The organism is Salinirubellus litoreus (assembly GCF_037335815.1).
GTDB lineage: Archaea > Halobacteriota > Halobacteria > Halobacteriales > Haloarculaceae > Salinirubellus > Salinirubellus litoreus.
The window spans coordinates 755,216-778,415 of the sequence record NZ_CP147841.1 but is presented as its reverse complement, the minus strand read 5'-3'; the positions used below and the strand labels follow the sequence as shown (position 1 = coordinate 778,415).

General features: G+C 58.7%; 8 protein-coding genes. 4 read left to right on the top strand and 4 right to left on the bottom strand.

Going from position 1 to position 23,200, the window contains the following annotated elements; all coding sequences use genetic code 11:
- The first annotated feature begins 284 nt into the window (after positions 1 to 284).
- From WDJ58_RS03815 to WDJ58_RS03805, 3 genes are all read left to right on the top strand, one after another.
- Complete coding sequence (locus WDJ58_RS03815) at positions 285 to 596, top strand: hypothetical protein (RefSeq protein ID WP_338916300.1); 312 nt, start codon at positions 285 to 287, stop codon at positions 594 to 596.
- A gap of 213 nt (positions 597 to 809) precedes the next feature.
- Positions 810 to 1,910 carry a hypothetical protein gene (locus WDJ58_RS03810; RefSeq protein WP_338916299.1) on the top strand — a complete coding sequence of 367 codons (1,101 nt, stop codon included), beginning with the start codon at positions 810 to 812 and terminating at the stop codon, positions 1,908 to 1,910.
- A 22-nt stretch (positions 1,911 to 1,932) separates the two neighbouring features.
- Positions 1,933 to 2,793: a hypothetical protein gene (locus tag WDJ58_RS03805; RefSeq protein WP_338916298.1), complete on the top strand. Its 861-nt coding sequence runs from the start codon at positions 1,933 to 1,935 to the stop codon at positions 2,791 to 2,793.
- A 672-nt stretch (positions 2,794 to 3,465) separates the two neighbouring features.
- On the opposite strand, the gene WDJ58_RS03800 is transcribed toward WDJ58_RS03805, so the two are convergent.
- The 4 genes from WDJ58_RS03800 to WDJ58_RS03785 form a co-directional block, all read right to left on the bottom strand.
- Entirely contained in the window at positions 3,466 to 3,858 is a 393-nt protein-coding gene (locus WDJ58_RS03800) for a PIN domain-containing protein (RefSeq protein WP_338916296.1), read from the bottom strand.
- Complete coding sequence (locus tag WDJ58_RS03795; protein WP_338916295.1) at positions 3,855 to 4,052, bottom strand: DUF7557 family protein; 198 nt, start codon at positions 4,050 to 4,052, stop codon at positions 3,855 to 3,857. Before WDJ58_RS03795 ends, WDJ58_RS03800 begins: the two co-directional genes overlap by 4 nt.
- Positions 4,053 to 4,160: 108 nt before the next feature.
- Positions 4,161 to 4,811, bottom strand: a complete 651-nt coding sequence (locus tag WDJ58_RS03790; RefSeq protein ID WP_338916294.1) for a recombinase family protein — start codon at positions 4,809 to 4,811, stop codon at positions 4,161 to 4,163.
- Between the two features lie 265 nt (positions 4,812 to 5,076).
- Positions 5,077 to 12,774, bottom strand: a complete 7,698-nt coding sequence (locus WDJ58_RS03785) for a SpvB/TcaC N-terminal domain-containing protein (protein WP_338916293.1) — start codon at positions 12,772 to 12,774, stop codon at positions 5,077 to 5,079.
- 587 nt (positions 12,775 to 13,361) lie between these two features.
- On the opposite strand from WDJ58_RS03785, the gene WDJ58_RS03780 reads away from it, so the two are divergent.
- Entirely contained in the window at positions 13,362 to 23,132 is a 9,771-nt protein-coding gene (locus WDJ58_RS03780; RefSeq protein ID WP_338916292.1) for a neuraminidase-like domain-containing protein, read from the top strand.
- The last annotated feature ends 68 nt before the right edge of the window (positions 23,133 to 23,200 follow it).

Here is a 23,200-nt window from a genome sequence, read left to right as displayed (position 1 = left end):
AGTGATGCTTTACTGAAGCCGCTGTACGTCCATATCGATATTTGAAACGAGCTAATTCAACTTCTGAATCGTCGTCGTCAGATAGGATGATGTCGCTTAGACATACCAGCGACCAACCAGTAATTCGATGCTACAATAAGCCCCGAATCCCTGAAACCCTGCAGGCTCGGTTCACGGCTGAAGGATTATTCGTCGCTGATTACGGGTCAGGATGGTCGCTCAGTAGCCAACAGGTATCTGACAAGGATCACCGCCCTGCCGCAGGGAATGCGTTCAATCGGATTATGGAAGTCAGCAGTCGCGGAGGGCTAGGTCTCATCAGGACACCTAATGATGATGACGAAATTATCACTGTGGGAGAATGGAAGCCGAACTGTGCCACGTTCAGAAAGGTCGACGGAGTGAAGCTGAAAGGAATTCAGATGGCCCGTTTCGGGCTGTTCGTACCGGGGGACGAATTGTTTTCGAAGCTTGAGAGGCCCTATCAGACGGGAGCTGCCGCCGTCGACGCCGCAAATGAAGAGGAAGACACGATTCGGGAGGCACTGGAGGTTCTGGCCGTCGAAGGTCGTCTCCGGCAACCGGCCTACATGTAGTATAGAGAAATCCAGTCTCGGCATCGAAACACGCTGCTACCTCGGCACGAGAAGACCACGGTTACGAGGACGGAGCTAGTCTACGAGACTCAGATAGACTCGGAGCTTCTTAAGCAGGTAGTGGGTAAGATAGTTGTCCGATAGTTTCGAGTCCTGTTATTGGGCAAATGATTTGATGCCCGGTGCTAAAACGCTCTGGAGAAGGAACATCGCATGTCCATTGTCCCGTTCTCAAGCCGGCGGGAGGTGCTCGACCTCTTCCAGGCGCGCTTGGAAAACACGCACCAAGCTCTTGTCGAAGATTTAGAGCTCGATTTCGGACAAAACATGCTGAAAACCCACATCATCGAGACCAACGTCGCGCCCGACGATCTTTTCGACTCTCATGATGCCATCCAAGCTGCCGATAAGATTGACTCAGACCTCTACTTTGTGAAGCTTACTGGTGACTATGGCAGCGGCAACGTCTTCTTGGATACGATAGATGACCGATTCTGGAACCTGTACTCAATGGAGGACTCCGAGTTCACCGGAAAGGCGGTGAGCGATATGCTGTCGCGAGAGGGTAGCGGTCTTGATCGGATGTGGTTACCCAGCGAACAGGTCGAGTCTATTGCGGGCATGGGCGAGTTCGAGGGTGTTGGTCTCACCTACGACGCCGACGATGTGTTCCCGGAGGAATTTATAGAGGATCATCTGCTGTTCGGCGACCTCTCCGTTAACACCTCAGGACATGGGGCCAGCCGACTATACTCATTACTGAAAGATAGCGACGATATCGAGAAGTTCCTGTCTCTGTCGAACGTCCAAATTCGCCGTGAGATTGGTGGCGACTTCGTCCGAGAACGGGTAACGAACGATGGGGCGTTCACGACGCGCGGCGGATCAAATATCGAACTCCATATAGAGACAGTAAACCAGATCAAGCAAGACTACCGAGAGGTCCTGGATGCGATTGAGTCGAATCACTTGCTGGGCGGCAGCAGTCAAGAACATAGTGTCCGGATCGAGGGGTCACCTGCCGTCATCGAATTCACGGAGACAGTAGAGAATATCGAAGCATTCCTTGAACATGTCGTGAATGCTCGTGACCCGTTTCGGCTGTGGGGACACGTCGAACGATTGCAGGAGGGCTACTACAAGGTGGATGGAGTGGACATGCACAACGGCGACAAGTTCAGCATGGAGATGACCGGTGAGTGGATTCGGCTGTATCTGTACGAGGAGGGGTGCGGTAACACGATGCTCCGTATCTTCACCAACCTGCAGCACTATTACGACCCATCAGCGACCCTGGTGATAGCCGATGTATGATATTTCCGACCACACCGTGCAGATGAACGCGTGGATAGCGTTGACCCGGTCGGACCCGACGTTCTCCCACACGCTCGCCGAGCTCGAATACGGTTGCGACGTCATCGAGCCGCCGATCTTCGTCGAGGACCACGACCTGCACCCCGACATTGTTCTGACCTCAGTGCGGCACGCCAACAGTTTAGTTGTAGACTGCAAATCAAACACGGTAGAGCCCGATCAGCTTGAACGGTACCAAGCACTCAAAGGTCGAGAAGACGCGTTGGTCGCACAGGGGATAGTGAGGGACGTTGCGGCCGACGACTTATCGGCCGAGCTCACACTGTCGTCGTTCACCGACCTATCCAACGACAACTACATTCCAGATCCATTCGCACTCGTGCATTTCCGGCATGACCCGAGCAGCGGGTTCTCGGTGTGGAACCTAGATGGCCACGAGTTCACGTTCGATGCGTTGCGCGAACTATTCCCGATCAATGGGGAACCGTCACAGCCGTTGCCGGTAAGCTACTATCCATACGACGTGTACGAAGAGGACCGGCGGACATTCGTCACGCATATCCTCCGATCGGTCATCTCGTTAGCGGTGAAGCAGGGCGAGTTCTCCGCAGAAGATGTTGTGCGAGACTCGCACCAATACTGGGAAGCATTGAGCAACGAAAAGCAAAAGCAGTTGTTGAGAGAGGCGAAGCAGACGATCTACGAGCTGCAGGAGGCGGGTTTAGATGACCACATCGAGGTGATCGCCGAGACGGACGGTACAGAGTGGAAGCGAATCTCGAAGAGCATCCAGGCGGTGAGCGACAAGACGGACTACTACGTTGACCGAGTGACGGAGGCACTGGACCAACAGACGTTTGGGGACTATAATTTCGATATCTGACCCGTGGTCCAAATCCATACTCAAGAGTCAGAATTATTGGCTATATTTATCCAACCGGTCGGACAGTGACCCGAGGTTACTACTACCCATACAATAGTTCAAATCTTTGTCCTCGGGATTCTAATCTCTCAAATGGTTGTCCAGTAGTGTGACTTCCGACCCGACCCCTCCTATCCCATCGATCCAATCGACGATATCCGACCACGGTAGGCGCACCCGACCAACCATACCCGACCATCGGGACAGCCGAACCAGAGGGCCAACTAACCCAGCAGCCCCCCGGGGTAAGACCGCTATGTATTCATTGGTCTCAATGTAGGCACAATCTGGCACCTCATCAGTCAGTAATGGACATAGAATTTAGCCTCGAGAGATGGAGATCATCCTTAGCGTCGGAATTTCGAAAGCCTACTTTACACTAATTCTGCCTTCTATCACCTGAGTAAGATGGCTTCCGCCTCCGGTGCATGCGTTTATTCAAATGTGTTACTGCTCCATGAAGTCATGTGGATATGCTTCGATCCTCCGTTGACCATCTGAGATCCGACGCTAAACCATACGAGATCATTAGGCTCACTATCTCTATTAGGGAATCGGTCGGACTCTAGATCGATAGTAATGACGCGGATGAACTGGTGAATTACACGAATCCCAAAGATGAAGAACCGAGGGCTACTTGCGAAGGTTCGTGACGTCCATCAGGTTGGTGAGGAGCTGCGTCTCGAAGTCTCCATCAGCGACGATTAGTTCGTCTCCCGTCGACCGCGCAGTCGCCGCGATAAGGAGGTCACGCGCGGCCATCCGCTCCCCGTCGTCCACCAGCTTGTCCTGCATCCGCCCTGCCTCTAGTGCAATCTGCTCGTTCAGGTCGAGCGCTTGGACTCCGCCGAACTGCTGGCGGATGCCGACGGCATCAGTCTCTCCGGAGCCGACCTTCCCGTCCACCACTTCGAACACACAGATCGCGGACGTGAGGTAGGGCTGCCCTCGGTCTTCGACGTACTCGACGACCTCTGGAACGCCTTCTAGCATGTCGATGATGACCGACGAATCAAGAAACGTCACCGCTCGAAACTCTCCCGGGACTGTTTCACTGCCTCCCGTGCGCGGTCGGCCTCTTCCTCACTCCACGCGCCAATGTCGATGGGTTTCTCTCTTAGCGCGAGCCGCTCGAGGAGGTCGTCGAACGTCTCATCCTCGCGTTTCAGGCGCTCCAACATCTGCTTGGTGTCGTCGGAGACCCGGATAGATGTGCTCATGTGTATGCAGACTGCATACACGACCAACTAGTTTACGCCGAGTGGCAGTCTGGGACCGGGGCGGCCGACGACTGCCGAAATCAGCTTCGAAGCAGCGTCCCGACCGGCTCAAAGCCCGTACAGCTCTGCTCGCTTGAGCGCCCGGTCGACCGTGGGTCGGGACGTTCCCATCTCCCGAGCAGCCTGCCGCTTGCTCATCTCCCCCTTCTGCACCATGTCGAGGACGGTCACTACCTGATCATAGTTCTCGCCCTCGAGGAGCTGCCCGTCTTCCTTCTGGAACCCCAGCGGTGGCCGGCCGTGGTGGTAGTTCTCCTCGCGTTGGCGGGCCGCTATGCCTTCTTGCGTCCGCTGTTGGATCATCTCCGCCTCGAGTTCCGCGAACACGCCAAGTAGCCGAAAGAGCGCCTTCTGGTACGGATCGTCGTCATCCGGCTTCATCGTCAGTCCCTCGGCGAGGATGTGGAGTTCTGCCCCTCCGTTCGCGATGCGTTCGGCCGTTCGGTCGAGATCCCGGATAGATCGGGAGATACGCGATACGCTGTTGACGACCACTGCATCGATCTTCCCTGCGTCGATGTCGGTTATCAGGTCCCGGTACCCACCGCGGGCAGTGTCCGTCCCGGTCGATGTGTCCCGGTAGATCTGGATATCGGCGAGCTCTGCCCCGAGGCGAGTTCGGGCGTACGTCTGAGTTGCGTCGATCTGTCGCTGGAGGCTCTGGTCGTCGGTGGAGACGCGGCAATAGCAGGCGATCATTCCGTGCCGGGGGTACGCGCTTATAAATCTAGAAGGTTTCGTGCAGGGTGTACGAAAACACCCGTATTCGTTCATCTATCCAACTCTGCTGCCTAGGATGTAGGTCGTCAGGGACAGGGGCGCGCTAACTTACTATGAGACCGATACGGACAGGCTGTCCAGGAACGGTCGTAATCGCACAGCCAACGAGCGTGTGCAATTATAATGTCCAGAGTGATCTCTTGATCGCCCATTCTCATTAATAAATTATGGATTCGTATCTGAATTAATAATGAATCCACATTTGGGCTCCATACGGCTTCATATATTCGTTTCTGCCGGGCACTTTGCGTGCGCTTGCCGCCATACCTTCACCTAATAGAATACCAATGGAAGCCACCCCAATTGGAATTTCCCATAACTGCGCTATGGTGAGATTGTACATGGCATCTTCTGCCCGGTTACCAGTATATGCACTATCATCATAGAATAGCTGCTGCACACCTACATCTAATAAGGGAACAGCCATCAATATGTTGCGAGTGAGAGCACGTGTTGAAGAGAATTTCTGCATCCACCCTCCCTGTTTTTTGACTGGGATGTCGCTCTTTTCGGCAAGTTCGTTTATTTTGTCTCCCAGTCGTGCCTGAGCCGTGTGGCCGCGTCCATGCGGGCTGTCGGGATCTGATGCATGGCCCCTCGATGGCTGGAGATTAAATGGATCCAGCGACTCTGTCGGGAAGTCGGCAAGTTTAAATATAGCGTGATGGATCGGCGTTCCCTTCGGCAGGATGAAGCCCTCTCTCTTTAGGATTGCCTTGAACTTCTGGTTCACTGAATCGAATATCCGCCGTGACTTATTGATCGCAGTTCCTTTCTTCCTGTTCGATCCTATCCCCTTTGTTTCGGCTGTTTCCACTATATCCTGTTTGAACAACTGGATGTTCTCAGCGAACGTCTTCCCCCCGTATTTTTTACCCAATCGCGTGTTGACGGCCTCCGTCCAAGCGGCCGCCATCTCCGGGAAGTCGCCAATAGTCCCCACAGCTCCCACAGCAATCTTCTTCCCTGCATTCGCAACCTTCCCCCCTGCTTTCCAGATCTCTTCTGTCTGAGTTCCGGAGGGGTCCCGATACCGTACCGGGTTGTTCAATGTGAAACTGTAGAGGTTTGTACCGTCGACACTCCCCAAAGGGTCGCAGGATGTCCAGCGCCCCAGCCAAGAAGCGTAGTATCGCGCCCCGTAATAGCACAGCTGATTCTCCTCGTCCCGCTCTTTCCCCGTAAAGCGGTATCGTTTCCCCACGAACCCCCCGAAACTGGTCCCGCCATAGGGTGTATATTCCTCTGCGTTGATGATCTCTCCATCGTCGTCGGCGATCAGGTTACTGCTGCCAAGGTGATCGCAGAGGTGATACTGCACATCTGGTGTCTCGTCTCTCGGGTGTTGATCGCCAACCCGTACCAGCGCAATAGGTTGCTGGTCGTCCATAATATGGATCCAATTATCCTCTCTCGAACCTCCACCGTTCTGCTGCCAGCGGTGATGTTCGAAAAGGCCGTTAACATAAACAGTCATACCGAAATCTTCGCCCTGTCCCCCCACCGTCTTCTTGACACGCTGTCCACCAGCATCATAGAGATACTGCGCACGCTCCTCCCCGTCAGCGCCGGTCTGGAACGACGTCATCTGATCACCGTGATTCCATACGAAGTGGCGATGGCCGTTTTCCTCCATTAAGTTCCCGTTGGGGTCGTATGTGTAGGAGTGTTCTCCCCCGACAGTCATCAACTCCAGACGGTTCGTGGAATTCTCCATCCGGAACTCCCGCTGGAACTGATTCCCACCATTCCGGCCTGGCATCCCGGAGTGGATCAAGTCCGTCATGCTCCCCGCTGAGTCGTACCAGTACGTCTCCGTGTAGGCTCGGACCTCGGCGATGTCCGTACACCGGGGCAGGCCACTCCACGGCTGCTGAGTAAGAGCACTGCCACACTCACGTCCAGTGGCACGGGTGAGTTGATAAGTGGAGTCGTACTCAAACCCGCGATCTAGTGCGTGACGCCCCAGGTTTGAATCGATAATCCCGCTGTCGGGCGTTCGGTCACGGAGTGTCGTGATGTTTCCGACCAGGTCGTACTCGTAATTGAGGTCCTGCAGTGGTTCGCCGGTCGGGACGTATTCGTGTTCGGTTCCTTGTGGATTCGTGTACCGCTCGGAACGCAGGCGTGAGAGGCGGAACGTTCGCGGGTCGTACGCGTAACGTGTCATCACCCCGTTTCCGAGCGCGACAAGCGTCCGCTGACTCTTCGCGTCGTAGGCGATATGCTCGACGTACGTCTCCGCCGACTCGTCGACTGTCCCCAAGCTACGCACGAGTTCGACGTGTTCGAGCGTACCAGCACGGTTGTACGTCTGGTGGAGCTCCTTTCGATCACCGTCGACGTCTTCTGGATATCGTACCGTCAGGACACGGCCCAGAGCATCATAGGTCAAGTTCGTCACGTATCCGGTCTCGTCAAGCAGGAGGGCTTCACGATCGTCCAGCGTCGTGTCCGGCGGAAGCCAGTCGACAGGGAGTTCGTCTGGGATGACGTCGTTGTTGATGACACGACGTTCTTTCTCGAGTAGATTCCCCATGGAATCGTATTCGTGAACGGTCACGAGACCTGCTTCGTCGTAGTGTCGGACCAGTGCTCCCAGCAAATTCCGCTCCATGGCTTCCGCCACGAAGGGATCGTCGGGACTCGGATTCTGGGAGCCCGCATCCGGTCCATCTCCGTAAACGAGGTACTCGCGAAGCGTCGGTAGTTCGTCCTCATCGGCCTCCGGACCACCATCCCGGGCCCACAGTCGGACTGGCCGATTCAGTTCGTCATACGCTTGGAGGACGATCGCTCCCTTACTGTCCCGGCGTTCGACCTCGTTCCCGACTGCGTCGAGGACTGTCACGCGAATCCCCGCATCGATACTGTCGATGCGAAGTGGGGAATCCGCCAAGTCGTAGTTGTAGCTGAACGCTTTGCGGTCCATCGCATCAGTTACTGTCAACACGTTGCCTCGAATGTCGTAGGTTGTCGAGATTCGGAGGAAATCGACCGGATCTTCTATCGAACGCCGATTTCGCTCGACGGTTTCGACTGTCCTCCCCAACGCATCAACGACACTGCTGGCTGGCGTGTCCCAGTGGTGTTGGTACCCCTCTGGTGGGTGAAAGTGTGCGTCGATGGCGAGGTTCGGATCCTCTCCGTGCGTGCGTCCGGCGTTGTCGTTCGCATCGTAGGTGAAGCCCTCCCAAGGCGTCGGTGTGTATTCATCCGGCTCGTCGAGCAGCTTCTCCTCGAGCGTGCCGAAGAGCATCCGCTGCTCCGAACCGTCTGGGTTTACAGTCCGGATGACTTGCCCACGCGGGTCGGAGTACATCGTCGCCTTCTGGCCGAACAACATAGGCTGTTCAGCCTCGGCTTCCTCACGTGAGAGGTAGTCCCAGCCAGTCGCGTAGAACGGTTCGTACTGTTCGACCACGTTCCCCTTGTTGTCGAAGGTCTGCCAGCCGCTGACCACGACTCGCGGTCCCTCCCCGTCTGTAAGTACCTCGCCGACGGCTTCCTTCGGCGTGATCGGGAACGTGGTCCGGACCGGCCGTTGGTTCGTGAACCCCGAGGCGATCGCCTCGTCCAGAACGACCGCATCAATGTCACCGGCAATGAGCGCGTTGATCGCCGCTGGATAGTTCGGGTACCCTTTGAGTTCCTCCTCGGAAAGGATACCTTCGGCTACCAGACGCTCCTTCGCAACCCACTCGCTCGTTGCGCCGACCCGAACACCAACCGAATGCCCTGAGAGATCTTCCAAACCTCCTGGATCGAAACCACCGTCGTCTCGAACGACGATCATCTGGTCGACGAAGAGATCCTGACTCCCGAACGTCGAATCACCGAAGACGACATCCTCCGCCTGTGTTCGAGTCTGTACCAGCCGACCGAATCCGTCGGAGTACTCCCGAGTCTGAATGAAGTGCTCGGGATGAGCGTCCACTTCCTCCTCGAACGTGAGATCATCCAGTTCCTGCGGTGACAGGGCCGGTTGTTGGTGTCGCTCGCGTGTCGCCGTATGCACGGAGACCGGTTGCCGATAGTCGAGGGGACTCTCGTCGAATGCCGCAAGATCGTACGTGAAGACCGTCCCCGGTTGGTCCAGCGTATCCCCCTCGTCGACGTCTTCCTGTCCCATGACCGCAGTGTACCGAAGCAGTCCGAGCGGTGTGTACCCGAAAGCGGTCCGGTTTTCGTTCGCGTCGACGATCGACAGGGGCTGGAACGTCCGGTAGTCGTACGCCCTGACGCGGGTCGTTAGCCCGACCGGATTAATGGCCTCCACAGGGAGGAACTCGAACGCGTCGTATTCGATACGCGATCGGTGCTGGAGGGTTCCGTCATGTTCGAAGCCGAGTGGTCCGAGTGTTTCCCGCACCAGCCCACGTCCTCCATCCGTGTCCGGCTGGACGTCGTACGCTCGGCGGTCGGTCGCGATGTAGTACCCGCGGACGAACGGCGCCTCAGCCTCCCCGTCTGAGAATCCATATCCGAGCGGTGTGACCGTCAATCGTTCGGCAGGTGGAACAGCCTCGTTTGCCCTGGTCTCGTCGATCCGCTGTCCGTACCGCTCATTGAATGCCTCGGGATATGGATCCGGGTGCTCGACTCCGTCGGGCCATGCCGGTGTGCCATCGGGTGCGAAGTACGGGAGCGACTCACCGTCGAACACCTCGTCTCCAGCGGGATACGCATCGGCGAGGACATCGTCGGTGAGCACGAGCGTCTCGGTCCGAACGGCGGCCCCGAACTGTCCGAGTTCGCCGAACGGGAGGCCGGTGAAGGCGGGACCATCGTAGAACGTCACCGACTGGCCGACGAGATTCCCGTCTGGCAATGACCCAGCTTCGAGCGCGTCGTCGAGGCCCGGCACCAGCGCGTCTCGAATTTCGAAGACGCTCTCGGCGTCCCTATCGCTAATTTCGTAGGTAGTGCTTCTGATTGGGCGGTCAACCATGTACTGGTCATCGTCGGTCAAGGCCGCGAACTCGGTGATTGCGTAGGTTCCGAGGAACGGATTCGGTTCGTCGGGGTCGTCACCTGTCGGCGTCCGGGGTTCGGCGACCTCGATCGAGTACCGTGGCTGGCCGTACTCGTCGTACCCACCGGTAAACGAGTGCTGTGTCATCGGGTCGTCACCGCGCTCCCACTGCGTGGTCCGACTCGCGACCGAGTGTGGGAAGAACACCCGGCGGTCCGTATCGAGTACCTCGCCGCCTCCGCCGTCTGCATCGTCTGCGCGGATCTCTCGAACACGGTACGACTGCTCGGTGACCGTGTATGGCCGGTCCGAACGTGCCGTTTCGTCGAGCGCGTACAGTTCCGTCCGCAATACTCGTCCCCGAAGTGTCCGCAGGGCATCGCGCTCGTCGCGTCGGGTGAGATGCCGGACTCGAAAGAGTGCCTCGAATGAGCCGGCGCGATCGAACATCTGTGGATCGCCTGGCCAGTACTGGGCACCGTAGTCCGCCTCGTACCAGTTGCCGCCTTCCGCACGGATCGGACCCTGGTGGAACCACGTCTTCGTCAGCGTGGGCGGAGAGAACTGCTCCTCGTTTACATCGCCAGGATGGTCGTGGTATCCGGGCCCGTCGTAGTCCTCAAACCGCTCGGTATCGAACTGCTCGACCATGCCGAACCCGCGGAACTCCCGTTCGACGCCGTCCCAGTACCCCTGGTGATAGCAGTACTCGGTCGTGAGCTTCCCACCGGAGACCTGATCGATCGCTTCCACACGCGACACTGTCTGGACCGGAAACGGGAGCGATGTCTGCCACCGTGTGTCTGGATGCTTCTGGTCCTCAAGGTAGAATTCGACCGAGGGGGTGTACTCGACACGAGTGAGCGCACCCATGTGGTTGTCCATCTCGGAGAGCAGATATGGCTTCGCCCCACCGGTGAGATCGAGGAAGAACGCCTGGGACCGCCCATTACGGGAATCCGCGCTCCAAAGGACGCCCGCGATACCCGTCCCGAGGAGGTCAACGACTCGAACGGCGTCCATATCGGTTGCCGAGGGCGTGCCGTCGATCTCGATCGGGTCGCTCCACTGGTTGCCGCTCTGGTTGATCCATAGGACGAGATGGTTGTCCTCGACGTAGACGAGATCGGCGAGACCATCGCCATCGACATCCCCAATCAGAAGTCGCTTCGGGTCGTACCCGCCGGGAAATCGTGGGCTGTTTCGCATGTGGATGCGAGCTCCCCAATCCCCGTGGCCGAGGTTCGGCCAGTACTCGATATTCCCGTCGTGGACGAGGACGATATCCTGTAACCCATCCCCCGATAGATCTCCCCACCGCACCCGCTGGTCCGTAAAGGAGACGTTCGGGAAGACATCGAGCTGGTCTCTGGCCACCTGCCGCGTACGATGCCAGCCAGTCTCGGCATCGTTGAAGAAACACTCGAATCGGCTCCCTGATCTGAGCGCATCGGTGACGCCATCGCCATCCAAATCGATCAGTTGTACTTCCGGGCCCTCAAGGTTGAAACTCGGCGCTGTGTCGTAGGCGCGGAACGACCGACGGTCCCACTCGCCGTCGTGCTGAAGCGAGAAGTATCCCGAGAGGCCGTTGATCGTCGTAAGGAGGTCGATTCGTCCGTCGCCGTCGGCATCGATCAGCTGGGTCCCCTGATCACCGAGGCGAACACCAGAGGGGCTCTCCCGCATCGACTGAGGGGCGGCGAAAACGCCGCCGCCGAGGTTCCGCCAGTAGCGGACTGATCCATTCAATTGGACGATATCCGGGAGGCCGTTCCCGAACAGATCCGCGAGTTCGAGATCAGGCGACGACAAGGAGCGCGGTGGGAGGTTGCCTTCTAACGGGAAGAAATCGCTCTCTTCGGGGCTGAACTTCGCGTAGCCGAATTCGAGCGGTGGGAGGTCTTGCGTTTCCTTGCCGTCGTGGCCGATGACTTGGACCTGACTTAGGACCGAGACTCCGTTCAATGGGAGGCGTTCGGTCACGTTTGATCGCTCGTCGAGATAGCGCAGCTCGTAGCTCCGAACGAGCCGGCCGTCCTCGAGATACGTTCCATCCTCCGTAACGTGGCTTCGAATGGAAATACGAGTGCACCGCCATCGGGTGCGAATCTCGAAGCCTGATCGGTGCACGGAAAAGGGGTCAGGACGGTCCTCGTAGTCGAGGGTAACTGACACGAGATACTCCGTCTCACCATCGTTGTCGACATCGACGTACCGAATGTGCTGAAGATATGACTGCTCCCACTGACGTGGGGGGGCACGCGGTCCATCGCCCTCCACTTTTTGACCCGCCGAATCCCGGCGGTACTGGTACATGATGCGGTTCGCAAACGGGTCGACCGTCTGGGTTAGCCGCCACTCGAAAATCTTCTGTCGGTCCGGTGGCTTTGCGACTGTCGCCGAGTCCGTCCCACGAGCTCCCGGGGTGCCGTAGATGCTACGGAGACCGTCCTTACTCCATACTTCCCAGTGATCGCTGGTCGGCCCCCGATGGTGATCGATCCGAGCGAACAATCCCTCGGTCCGAGGTCGATATCGTGTCCGCTGCTCGTCCTCCTCGGTCTTCGAAACCACCGTGACTGGGACGAGGTCTTCGGCCCCCGAGAGGACGAACGTATCCTCTGTATCGTCGTAGATCGGAACCCCGTCAGACGTCTTGCGACCGACGCCGGGGACACTAAGCGCCCAGCCGAGCCCGAACGGGCCGTTTCCGTTCCCGGTACTATACGTCAGGGCCAGGTCGGGCTGGAATCCGTTTCGACCGTTTGGGACCTCGATTGGGACTGAAAAGTTCCCGGTTCCCGTGTGAAGGTCCGGTGAGAACGTCTCACCCATGCCCGCTATGGCACCACCGCCGTTTGGGACCGAGATGACCTGCTCGGCTACGCCTGATTTATTGCTCATCAGTCTTCTTCTACAGCACCATCGGCAAGACTGTCCGACGAGGTACTACCCTGCTAGGGAACCTTTCACTGGAAATAAATGTTTCGTATACATTTCTGATAAGAACAACTCGCCGTGGTATCAAAATATTCGATCAGGGGTTGTCCACATCGTTTATTGCTAAATGCGGTCAGTACCGGGTGTTTACTACTAACCGAAATCCTTGAAAAACACTCTCTGTATGGGTTGTCTTCCGGTGAGGTGTCGGGTCGGCCATCACAGAGCGTCCGTAGAATTCCATGTGACACATGAACGCCCCTTCCGCGGAACACCGCTGTACTCGGATGTCCATCCATTACTAGAAATGTCCTAATATTCTCTTTCAGAAAACCGTACTAAATTGGCGTAGAACGTTCTTTCCTATCTTATAATCGCACCGAAAAGTATAACTTGTTTACATGCTTCTGTTTCGATTAATCGCCATATTTTCGACGATATGGTTGGGCCAATATGCAATCACTTGACACGAAAGAGGAGGCAATTCGTTACCCGAACACAGCCATCAATGTGGGGGATGTTGGTGTCACCCGTACTCCTCTCAGGACGTCATGAACCTCCAGGGCCGAGAATTGCGTGTCAGGATGAAAGGCCCTGACGTAGAGTTACTCCATGAGGAGTTACAGGCATTAGGTTTCACTCTCCCGTCTTCCGAGATCGACGAAGGGTTCTTCGGCACGAAAACACGCGGAGTGGTCGAGGAATTCCAAGAGCGACACGGGTTAGAGCGAACCGGCGAGGTAGACGAGCGGACGGCGCAGGCGATCAACGCGGCCGTGGACTCGCAGCAACCGGAGCGATTCACCGTCAGTGGGACGGTGCGTCAGCAGGACGGCGAGCCGCTTCCTCGCACCACGATTCGGGTCACCGATCAGGATCTACGTCAGCAGCAACAACTGGGAGAGGTCCACTCCGATGAGCGGGGGGCGTACGAGATCACCTACACTGCAGAGCAATTCGCCCGAGGAGAGAAGGAGCGTGCCGACCTTGTGGTACGCGCGTTCGACAAAGAAGGTGAGAAGCTGGCCGTTTCGGAGACCTTTTTCAACGCTCCGCCCGTCGCGGTGGTTGATCTCGTAGTCGACCCCAGCGATGAGCCAAAGCTCCCTGAATACGAGCGGCTCTTGGCTGAGTTAGAGCCGGTCTTAGAGGGCCTACAGCCGGCCGAACTTACGGATAAAGACGTCGACTTCTTAGCACAGGAGACGGGGGCTGACCGCCAGCACATAACGGTTCTCGCCGCCGCGTCTCGACACGCCCAAGATACGAACCTGCCCACGGAATCCTTTTACGGCTGGGGGCGGCTGGACTTCTCTCTCGAGCTCGAAACCCTTCTCGAGAAGGGATCTGAGGCGCTACGCTCGGCCCTGGTGAACGCCATCGAAGAGAACATCGTTCCCACCCGACTGCGCGAGTCGCTCGACTCAATCATGGACGGCGTTGAACAACTCCGCATCGAGGAGGGGCTCTTGGTCGCGCATGAGGTGATCGGTCGACTGCTTACCGAAGACACCAGTAAGACACTAGAAGGGGTCACCATCCACGGGTTCGACTTGGATGCCAGCCCTGAGCCCAGAGATCTGGGTCGGGAAATCACCGATAGCAACGGGCTGTTCACTCTGCTCTACTTCGCTCCGCGTCAGGAGTCCGCAGTGGACCACGAAGAGGGCACGGAAGACGTACGTCGCCTTCGGGTGCACATTATCGCAAAGGACGGCACAGAACTCGCTAACGCCGAAATATCTGCTCCGAGAGAGCAAAAAGAGGTCGTCGAAATCCACGCTCCAGCGGAGGAAGGGAAGACAGTCACGGAAGTTGCCGAAACGACAAACGTGGAGCGGCCCGCTGATCTACTATTGACCCTATCCGAGCACAACGTTGAAACCCTCGCGGACATCCGTCGGGAGGGAGGTATCACTCACCTCGATGGGGTCGACCCAGAGCATCCGGGTATACCTACTCTTGAGGCTCACGCCCGACTGAGCACACTATCCACCGACACGGAGTTCAATTCCGATCTCATCGACGAGGGGTTGGACAACATCGCTGATATCGCCGGACACACACGAGCGGATTTCGTCGGAACCAACTGGGAGGTGCTGGGCGATGTCGGGGCGTCGAGTGTGCGGGTTGAGGCAGACGTACAGAAGCAGTTCCTCAACAACCTTATCGCGTCCTATCGGGCAAACCACGCCAGCGGCTTTCCCTCGGCTCTGTCCGACAGCATTCCCGAAGCTGATCTGGACGCACTGTTTCCCAACACGTGCAGCTGCCGGGACTGTGAAGCGGCAGTTAGCCCATTAGCCTACTTGGCCGAGTTGCTGGACTATACCGTGACCTACCTGAAGCAAGAGAACGACCAGGGCAATGCGGTCGCGGTCACGCTGGCGGACCTCACAGAGCGGTTTCACCAGCCGTTCGGCGATCTGCCGACAGCGTGTGATGAGGTGGAACGAGAGGTCTGCCAAGTACGCGTTTGCATCGACGTGTTGCGAAGATACTTGGCCGCTTCCGAGCTCCCGCCCAGTGACTCGGCTGCTGAAGCGAGGCTCGCGGAGGAACACGAGAAGTACCTCGAAGACGCATACACGGCGATTCTGACCGAGCTCGGAACATCTTTCGATGAGATCCGTACGGCCCGAACTGCTGGACCCGAGATACGACTCGTACTGGCGGACCGCCTCGGTATTCCTCGTGACGCGGTCGATCGTCTCTTCCTCGACCCTGACACATCGGCCACCAACGCGGATGCTCTGACGGAACCCGCCCTTGAGCAGCTTTTCGGCTTGGTTGATACCACCCGCGACCCGCTCTCCGAGGGTGCCAAGCGCGGTGATGACTCGGAGCAGATTACGCACTGGAACCTTGATGGCGTCGAGTGGACCCGGCACACCGACCCGGACGGTACGATCTACGTGAGTCTGACGGGCGCTCCGGCCGTCGATGGTGTCCGAGTCGAGCTCTTTTCCGACCCGGACAGGACGGCGCTCGTGGCCGCTGGCGAGCGGACGACGGCCACGGGACCGGTCACCGTTGCGACGGTCGACGAGGGGGCCCTCTTGGGTAAGGTAGACGTCGACTACGTCGCGGATACCGACACCGTCGAGATCATCGCCATCCCGTATCTCCTGAGCGCGCGGTTGCAATCCCTGCGCGACCGCTGGCTCAAACAGGACTGGCCGACCGATCCCTATCGTGACGACGCCGAGGCACCGCTGCCCATCATCGACCCGGATCTCATCGGCCCGGACGATCTGCGCGAACCCGAGGCCGGTGCCACTGCCTTCGACCTCTGGCTCAAGCGACGTGAATGGGTCGACGAGCGGTTGGACGAGCTTGCCGGCCCGACCGAGACTGCCGTAGACGAGGATGGGGCTGACGTTGAGATGCCCGACGTCGCAGCCCTCTTCGACCGTATGTACCAGCCAGTCACGTACGACACTACCGACGTCACGCCGTGGGCTGATACGATGCCACCCGACACGTTCAGCACGCTCCGCGACGACTTGACTCAAGGCAATGCGAGTGATGTCGAGACAACTGCCATCAGACTTCATGAGGAGTTGCACCTGACAGTAGAGGCGTTCAACCGTCTCGTGGCGCTCCGGGACAAAGCGACAGCCTGGGTAGCCGATCCACGTCGCGACCCGGTCACTGACGAGGAATGGCGGGCCTTCTTCTCCATTCTGGTACAGGCACAAAAGCAGGCCCTGTACACCACCTGGATCGACGAAGAGGGGGATCAGCCAGTCGCGTTCGGTCCAGAACTATTCTGGATCTCCTTGCGTGAGCCCGCAGTCGGCGATTGGCCGCCGGTTATGCCCACCGAAGAGCCACTAATCGATCCCGAGAAGCGGGACCGGAAGGATCTCGCAGAATCAACGGTCGGCCAGACCGCCATCGATCTGCTCGATGATCGCCACAGTGAACTCGAAACCATTCGGGAGGAGCTGAGCGACGCGTACGAGAACGATGGGTTCGAGACGCTGCTCCGGCAGGCACTAGGCCACGAACAGCCGGGCGATTCACTGCAGCACGACCTGGATAACCTCCGCGACGATCTGCACAGTAACGATCCCGCTGTGGCCGCGGAGGCACAGAGCCGGCTTGAGGACGATCTCCACCTAACGTTGGAGATGTTCGAGCGGCTCATGGACGTGCGGGCCGAGGCCAACGACCCCGATCCCGCGAACCGGCCGACCACGGAGGCTATTGAGGAGATTGTCGCGCTTCTCGTCTCGGCTCGCAAGGAGAAACACGAGTACGATGACTGGCAGGCCAAGGAAGCAGCCGAAGGCCTGGTCTACTGGAACACCCTCAAGGCTCGGCTAGCTCGCTGGCGCGCGACGACCCAGGCCCGGAGTGAATGGCAGCAGGCACTTCAGCGGCGCAGCCAGACACCACACATCGACCCGGATCTGATTCGTGCGAACGATCTACAGGACTCACTGACGGGCGAAGCCGCGGAACTGTGGCAGGCGCGGCGCGAGTTTGTCAAGACACAGGCAGATGCGCTCGAAGCGGTACGGGACGATGAGGAGACGACTGATGTAGCGGCGTTCGATGCGAACTTCGAAGACAGCGTTGGCGTGCCCGCGACGGAACTCGAGGTGCTGGCCGCTCGGCGCGACGCGGGTGAAGATATCGAGCCACGTCTTGAGCAGCTCCACCTCACCAACGAGTCATTCGAGTACCTACTCGGGATCCGTCGCGCAGCCAAGGATGAAGCCCCCATCTTAGATGAGGAATGGACGAGCGTCGATGCCATACTGGTGCAGGTGAGAAAGCGCCGTGAATTCGCCTCGTGGCGAAGACAGGAACGAGAACACCACATCACCCTCGGACCAGACGTTTTTCAGATCCCAGAGCCTCCAGCTCTCGAATTTCCACCCCCACAGCCGGAACCGCTCCCGGACTGGCGGGCGACGGTGTCCGCACGACGCGAGTGGGAACAGACCCTGCAGTCACGCATCGACCAAACGCAGTCGGCCGCTGACGAACTGCACGGGACGGTCAGCGCAGTCGAGGAAGACGTGCTGCTCCAGCTGCGAGACGCCCTTATCGAAGCCAGCGACGCCGATGGCCTCACCCCTGATGCGCGGGCGAACGTCCTCTCCGACGAGCTGTTGATCGACACCCGGGCCGATGGCTGTCAGCTGACGACCCGTGCTGCCCAGGCCGGCACGACGCTCCAGCTGCTGCTCTGGTCCGTGCGGACCAACCAGCTCCAAGATACACATCCAGACCTGTTGCTCGATGATGATGACTTCGACGAGGCGTGGGAGTGGCTCGGCTCCTACGAAGCCTGGCGCGCTGCAATGCTAGTATTCCTCTATCCCGAGAACGTCCTTCTGCCGAGCTTGCGTTCTCGACAGACCCCGGCTTTCCGACAGCTTGTCACCGAAACCCGGACCAACACGCGGTTGACTCCCGAGGACGCCTGTGAAGCGGCGAACGCGTACGCCGACTATTTCCGCGACGTATGCACGCTCACACTGGAGGCCTCCGTTGTGGCCCGCACCGACGCCTACGACGATGGCTGCCGGGCCAGATCCTTCGAGGGAGACCGCCACTTCGTGTATCTGTTCGCGACGGGCGGCGCCACCGATACGGTCTACTACTCTCGGTACGACCCTCACGATGAAACCCCGCACGCCCAGAGTTTCTGGACGCCGGTTCCCGGCCTCAAGCGGGGAAGCGAGGTCGTCGGCGCCACGACGTACGCCATCACCGACGAGGAGCGTTACGTCTATCTTTTCGTCCGCGTGCAGGACGCGGGTGCGCATCAGCTCGTCTACATCCGGTACGACTTGGCAGGAGACGAGTGGATCGACAAAGCGACCGACTTGGAGGCGCCCGAAGACGCAACGAGATTTTCAGCCGCCGTCAAGCAGCGTAATCGGGAAAACGAGCCGCCCCATTTGGCCATCTTCAGTTCCGGCGGCGCCATCTACGAGCGCCTCCTGAACCAGGCTGGCACCGACTGGGAAGACGGCGACTGGGACCCCCTGGTCGGCCGTCTCAAGGCCCGGGAGTTCTCCGAACTCCATGCGATGATCGAACCCGCGCCGGATGAGTACTATCTCATCACGCGGGGCAGAAGCTCTCAGCTCTTTTACCGCCTCTTCGGCGAGCGGGATGACGGGATGTGGCGGGCCCTGACGCCCGAATTTAACACTTACCTCGGAGCGTTCCCCTGGCCAGGCTCGGAGCACGTGTATGCGTTTTCCCGACAGCGTAACGGTACCCCGACGCGCTACATGTCCCTTCAGCGGTCCCCATCGCCACTGAGACGCCGAACAATCTCGACGTTCGACGAGGATAGTAAAGGGTTCGATCACTGGCTTCAGGGCGTAACCGGACTCTCCCTCGCAGGTTCAGTGATCGAAGATAGCACGGGGTACTCGGGAATGAACCTTCTCGAGTTTTTCACCCTCGAACGGGATGAGGATCCACACGGGGAGCACGCCGATTTCATCTATCCTCACCGCGGACGCCTCTTGATCGAGTGGATTGCGGGCAAATTAGAAGACGAGGCGGAGTCGGGATGGAGCGCGTGGAAGCACGCAGACGATTTGGTTCGGCGGTTGACCGAGCCACATCGCTCACTAAAGGAAGTACTTCTAGGACTCTTCGAACGACGGCTCAACGAACTTGGGATCTCGAATGACATCCCGGACACGATCCGATTCAAAGAACGAGACACTTCGGAGGAGATGATTTCACTCGGGGGGTTCTCTGGGCTCAATCGGATCGTCCTGGGATCTGGAAGCGCGCCGTCGGAGTTGCCAAGCCGAGTAACCTATCACCAGACCACCGGGACGAGGGGTCAAGAAGTCGTTGCCCCGGTGATGATGATGATGCGGCCGATCAACGCTCCGGGAGCGGCCAGGGAGGAGCTCTGGGTCGGCCCCGAGCCTCGAACGGTCTTCGTCCGCTCGAGCGTCGATCGGGGCGAGAACAGCAGCCTAACACCGACCGATCCGCACTCGGTAGCGCCAGACGTGACCGAGCCGTTCGAACTCACAGAGGAACTCTCGTCCGACGAACTCCAGGTCCGGCGCGCCCAGATCCGAGATGCGTTCCAGCATAACGCTGACGCCCCTGCTTCGGTACTGGCCTACCTCGAAGAGGCCTACTACTTCGTTCCGGTCCACCTTGCGTTGCAACTCCAGCAGCGGACGCAGTATACAGCGGCTCTGGACTGGTTCCGTACCGTGTATGATTACAGCGGTACCGGATCTCGGCGGAAGATCTCACACTACCTGACACAGGAATCGTCCCCGACCACCGGGTACGAGCGCGCCGCAGAGTGGTGGTTGGATCCACTCAATCCGCATTCGATCGCTGGCACACGGGCTGACACCTACACCCGTTTCACCCTCCTCTCGGTGGTGCGTTGCCTCTTGGCCTTCGCGGATGCGGAGTTCACCCGCGATACCGCGGAAGCACTCCCCCGTGCTCGTACTCTCTACACGACCGCGCTGGAACTGCTCGGCCGGCCGGAGCTGAACCAGGAGCGACCCGGCTGTGACAATCTGATCGGCGAATTGGACATCGAAATCGGACCGGAGCTCAATGCCTGGACTCCGGACCAGGTTGCCGTCTGGGATGAGATCAAAGTGACTCTTCGCCGCATCCGCGACCGGAGAACGCTAGAGGCGGCTATCACCGGCGTAAGTCGGGAATTAGTGGCCACCAACAACGACCTGCCGGCGCGGCTCGAAGCAGCACGCAGCGTAGTCGTTGAGGCTCGTGCCACCCAGCCACCCTCACCACGTCTGGCACAGGTGGTCGAAACTGAACCCGAGACGACGAAGGAAGCCCACGGTATCTTACTCCGTGACCCGGAAATCGCCACGGCTGTCAGGGAACTCTCATCGACTGCAAGACGAGATCACCTTCGCGCCGTCGCCGATATCTCGGGGATCGGCATGGCGAACTTAGAGGCGGACCACGCGACACCGGCGGCCGACAAAATCAGACTCCCTTGGCTCCGCCAGCGAGAGGACTTTCTGATGGTGGGTGGGACCGCCCGTCCGGCAGATGGAGACGAGCCGGAGCCCGGCATCCCTATCGGCGGAAATATGAGAGAGGCTCCGGCGCTCGCTGGAATCGCGTTCGTGGCCCCTGTACATGCCGTACAGGTGGCTCGAGCCTACGCGCCTTGGTACCTCCCAGCGGCCACGTTCAGCTTCTGTGTTCCTCCGAACCCGGTGCTTTCTACCCTTCGTCTTACCGCCGAGTTGAACCTTTACAAGATGCGCACCTGCCGCAACATCGCTGGCGACGAGCGGCAACTTGAGCCGTACGCAGCGCCGACCAATACTGAGACCGGGATGCCCACGATCGGTGGCAGCGGTGAGATTGTGCTACCTGAGACGATCACCCTTCAGCCGACTCCCTTCCGGTACGATGTGCTCATCGAACGGGCAAAACGGCTCGTCGGGCTGGCCCAGCAGCTAGAAGCCGCGTTCCTCTCGACGCTCGAAAAGCGGGATGCCGAGTACTTCCAGCAGCTGAAGGCCCGCCAAGAACTCGGGCTTACCCGTGCTGGCGTACGGCTACAGGATCTTCGCATCCGGGAAGCAGAGGACGGCGTGGAGCTGGCCGAGTTGCAGCGGCGACGGGCTGAAATACAGGTCGACCACTTCCAGGACCTCCTAAACGAGGGAAGAATCGCAAACGAAGAAATTGCACTCAATATGCTGTGGCTATCGCTAAGTGTCCCTGACAGCATCAGTGTCAGTGCTAGCATTACTGGCCCAAGTGTCAGTTCAAGTTATAGTCCAAGCGGGAAGCTGCAGACGTTGGCAAACATCTTCTCTACGATGGCCAGCTACGAGCGCCGTAGGCAAGAATGGCAGCTTCAACGAAATTTGGCGCGGCAGGATCTCCGTATCGGCAGTCAGCAGATCCGACTGGCCCATGACCGCGCCCGCGTCGTGGGCCAAGAGCGTCAGATCGCCGAATTGCAAGCCGGTCACGCCGCTGAGACCGCCGAGTTCCTAGCTACCAAGTTCACCAATGTCGAACTCTACGACTGGATGAGTGGTGTGCTGGAGGGCGTGTACCGGTTCTTCCTACAGCACGCGACATCGATGGCCAACCTCGCAGAGAATCAACTGGCCTTCGAGCGCCAGGAGGTGCCGCCACCAATCGTGCAAGCGGACTACTGGGAAGCTCCACTCGGCATGGGCGCGGGATACGGCACCGATGATGACGATCCGGATCGACGTGGCCTCACCGGGTCGACCCGGCTACTCCGGGATGTCGAGGAACTCGATCTGTATGCCTTCGAGACTGACGAGCGCAAACTGCAGCTCACCAAGACGATTTCTCTGGCCGGTCTCGCTCCGGCCGAGTTTCAGCGTTTCCGGGAGACGGGCGTGCTGCGCTTCGATACACCCATGGATCTGTTCGATCGTGACTTCCCGGGCCACTACCTGCGGCTGATCAAGCGGGTCCGCACCTCGGTTATTGCTCTGATTCCACCTACCGAGGGTATCAAGGCGACGCTCTCGACGACGGGTCTCTCGCGTGTCGTGACCGGCACCGATGGCCGTTTCCAAGAGACACGGGTGAACCGGCCACCCGAGTCAATCACCCTTAGCTCGCCTAACAGCGACACCGGGCTGTTCGAACTCACGCCCCAGATTTCGGAGAAGCTCTTGCCCTTCGAGAGCATGGGTGTGGCCACCGCCTGGGAGTTCCAGCTCCCCAAGGCCGCCAACCAGTTCAACTTCGACACCATCGCCGACGTACTGGTGACGATCGAATACACCGCGCTTGAGAGTTCCGTGTACCGCGAGCAGGTCATCCAGGAACTCGACGACACCATCAGTGCTGATCGCCCCTTCAGCTTCCGCCAAGAGTTCGCCGACGAATGGTATGATCTAAATCATCCCGAGCTCGTCGATCCCGACACGGGCGCGCCTATGGTTGTCGAGTTCCAGACCCAACGCGAGGACTTTCCACCGAATATCGAGTCCTGTACGGTCCAGCACGTTGTCCTGTACTTCGTTCGGCAGGAGGGAACGGTCCTCGAAGTGTCTGCTGATCTTAGTTTCATCTCAGACGAAAGTGCGGGCTCAGTCGGTGGACGCGCGAGCTCTGTCGACGGCGTCATCAGCACCCGCCGTGGCAATGCCGGGAGCTGGACCGGTATGATCGGGACACCGACTGCGGGTACGTGGACCCTGGACCTGACGGAGCCGCTTTCCGACGGGCGGCCGGTGAGCGAGGCGATCAAGAACGAAGAGATTGAGGATATCCTCTTCGTCGTCACGTATCAGGGGCGAACACCGACCTGGCCAAGCTAAGGACATCATCGATCCCTTTGTCTACACACAGCCGGATTGTTGATTGCGGGTCGGAGGCCAGTCTTCAA

Coding starts and splice junctions, on each gene's coding strand:
- WDJ58_RS03815 (WP_338916300.1), top strand. CDS start 285: ATGGAAGTCAGCAGTCGCGGAGGGCTAGGTCTCATCAGGACACCTAAT.
- WDJ58_RS03810 (WP_338916299.1), top strand. CDS start 810: ATGTCCATTGTCCCGTTCTCAAGCCGGCGGGAGGTGCTCGACCTCTTC.
- WDJ58_RS03805 (WP_338916298.1), top strand. CDS start 1,933: ATGAACGCGTGGATAGCGTTGACCCGGTCGGACCCGACGTTCTCCCAC.
- WDJ58_RS03795 (WP_338916295.1), bottom strand. CDS start 4,052: ATGAGCACATCTATCCGGGTCTCCGACGACACCAAGCAGATGTTGGAG.
- WDJ58_RS03790 (WP_338916294.1), bottom strand. CDS start 4,811: ATGATCGCCTGCTATTGCCGCGTCTCCACCGACGACCAGAGCCTCCAG.
- WDJ58_RS03785 (WP_338916293.1), bottom strand. CDS start 12,774: ATGAGCAATAAATCAGGCGTAGCCGAGCAGGTCATCTCGGTCCCAAAC.
- WDJ58_RS03780 (WP_338916292.1), top strand. CDS start 13,362: ATGAACCTCCAGGGCCGAGAATTGCGTGTCAGGATGAAAGGCCCTGAC.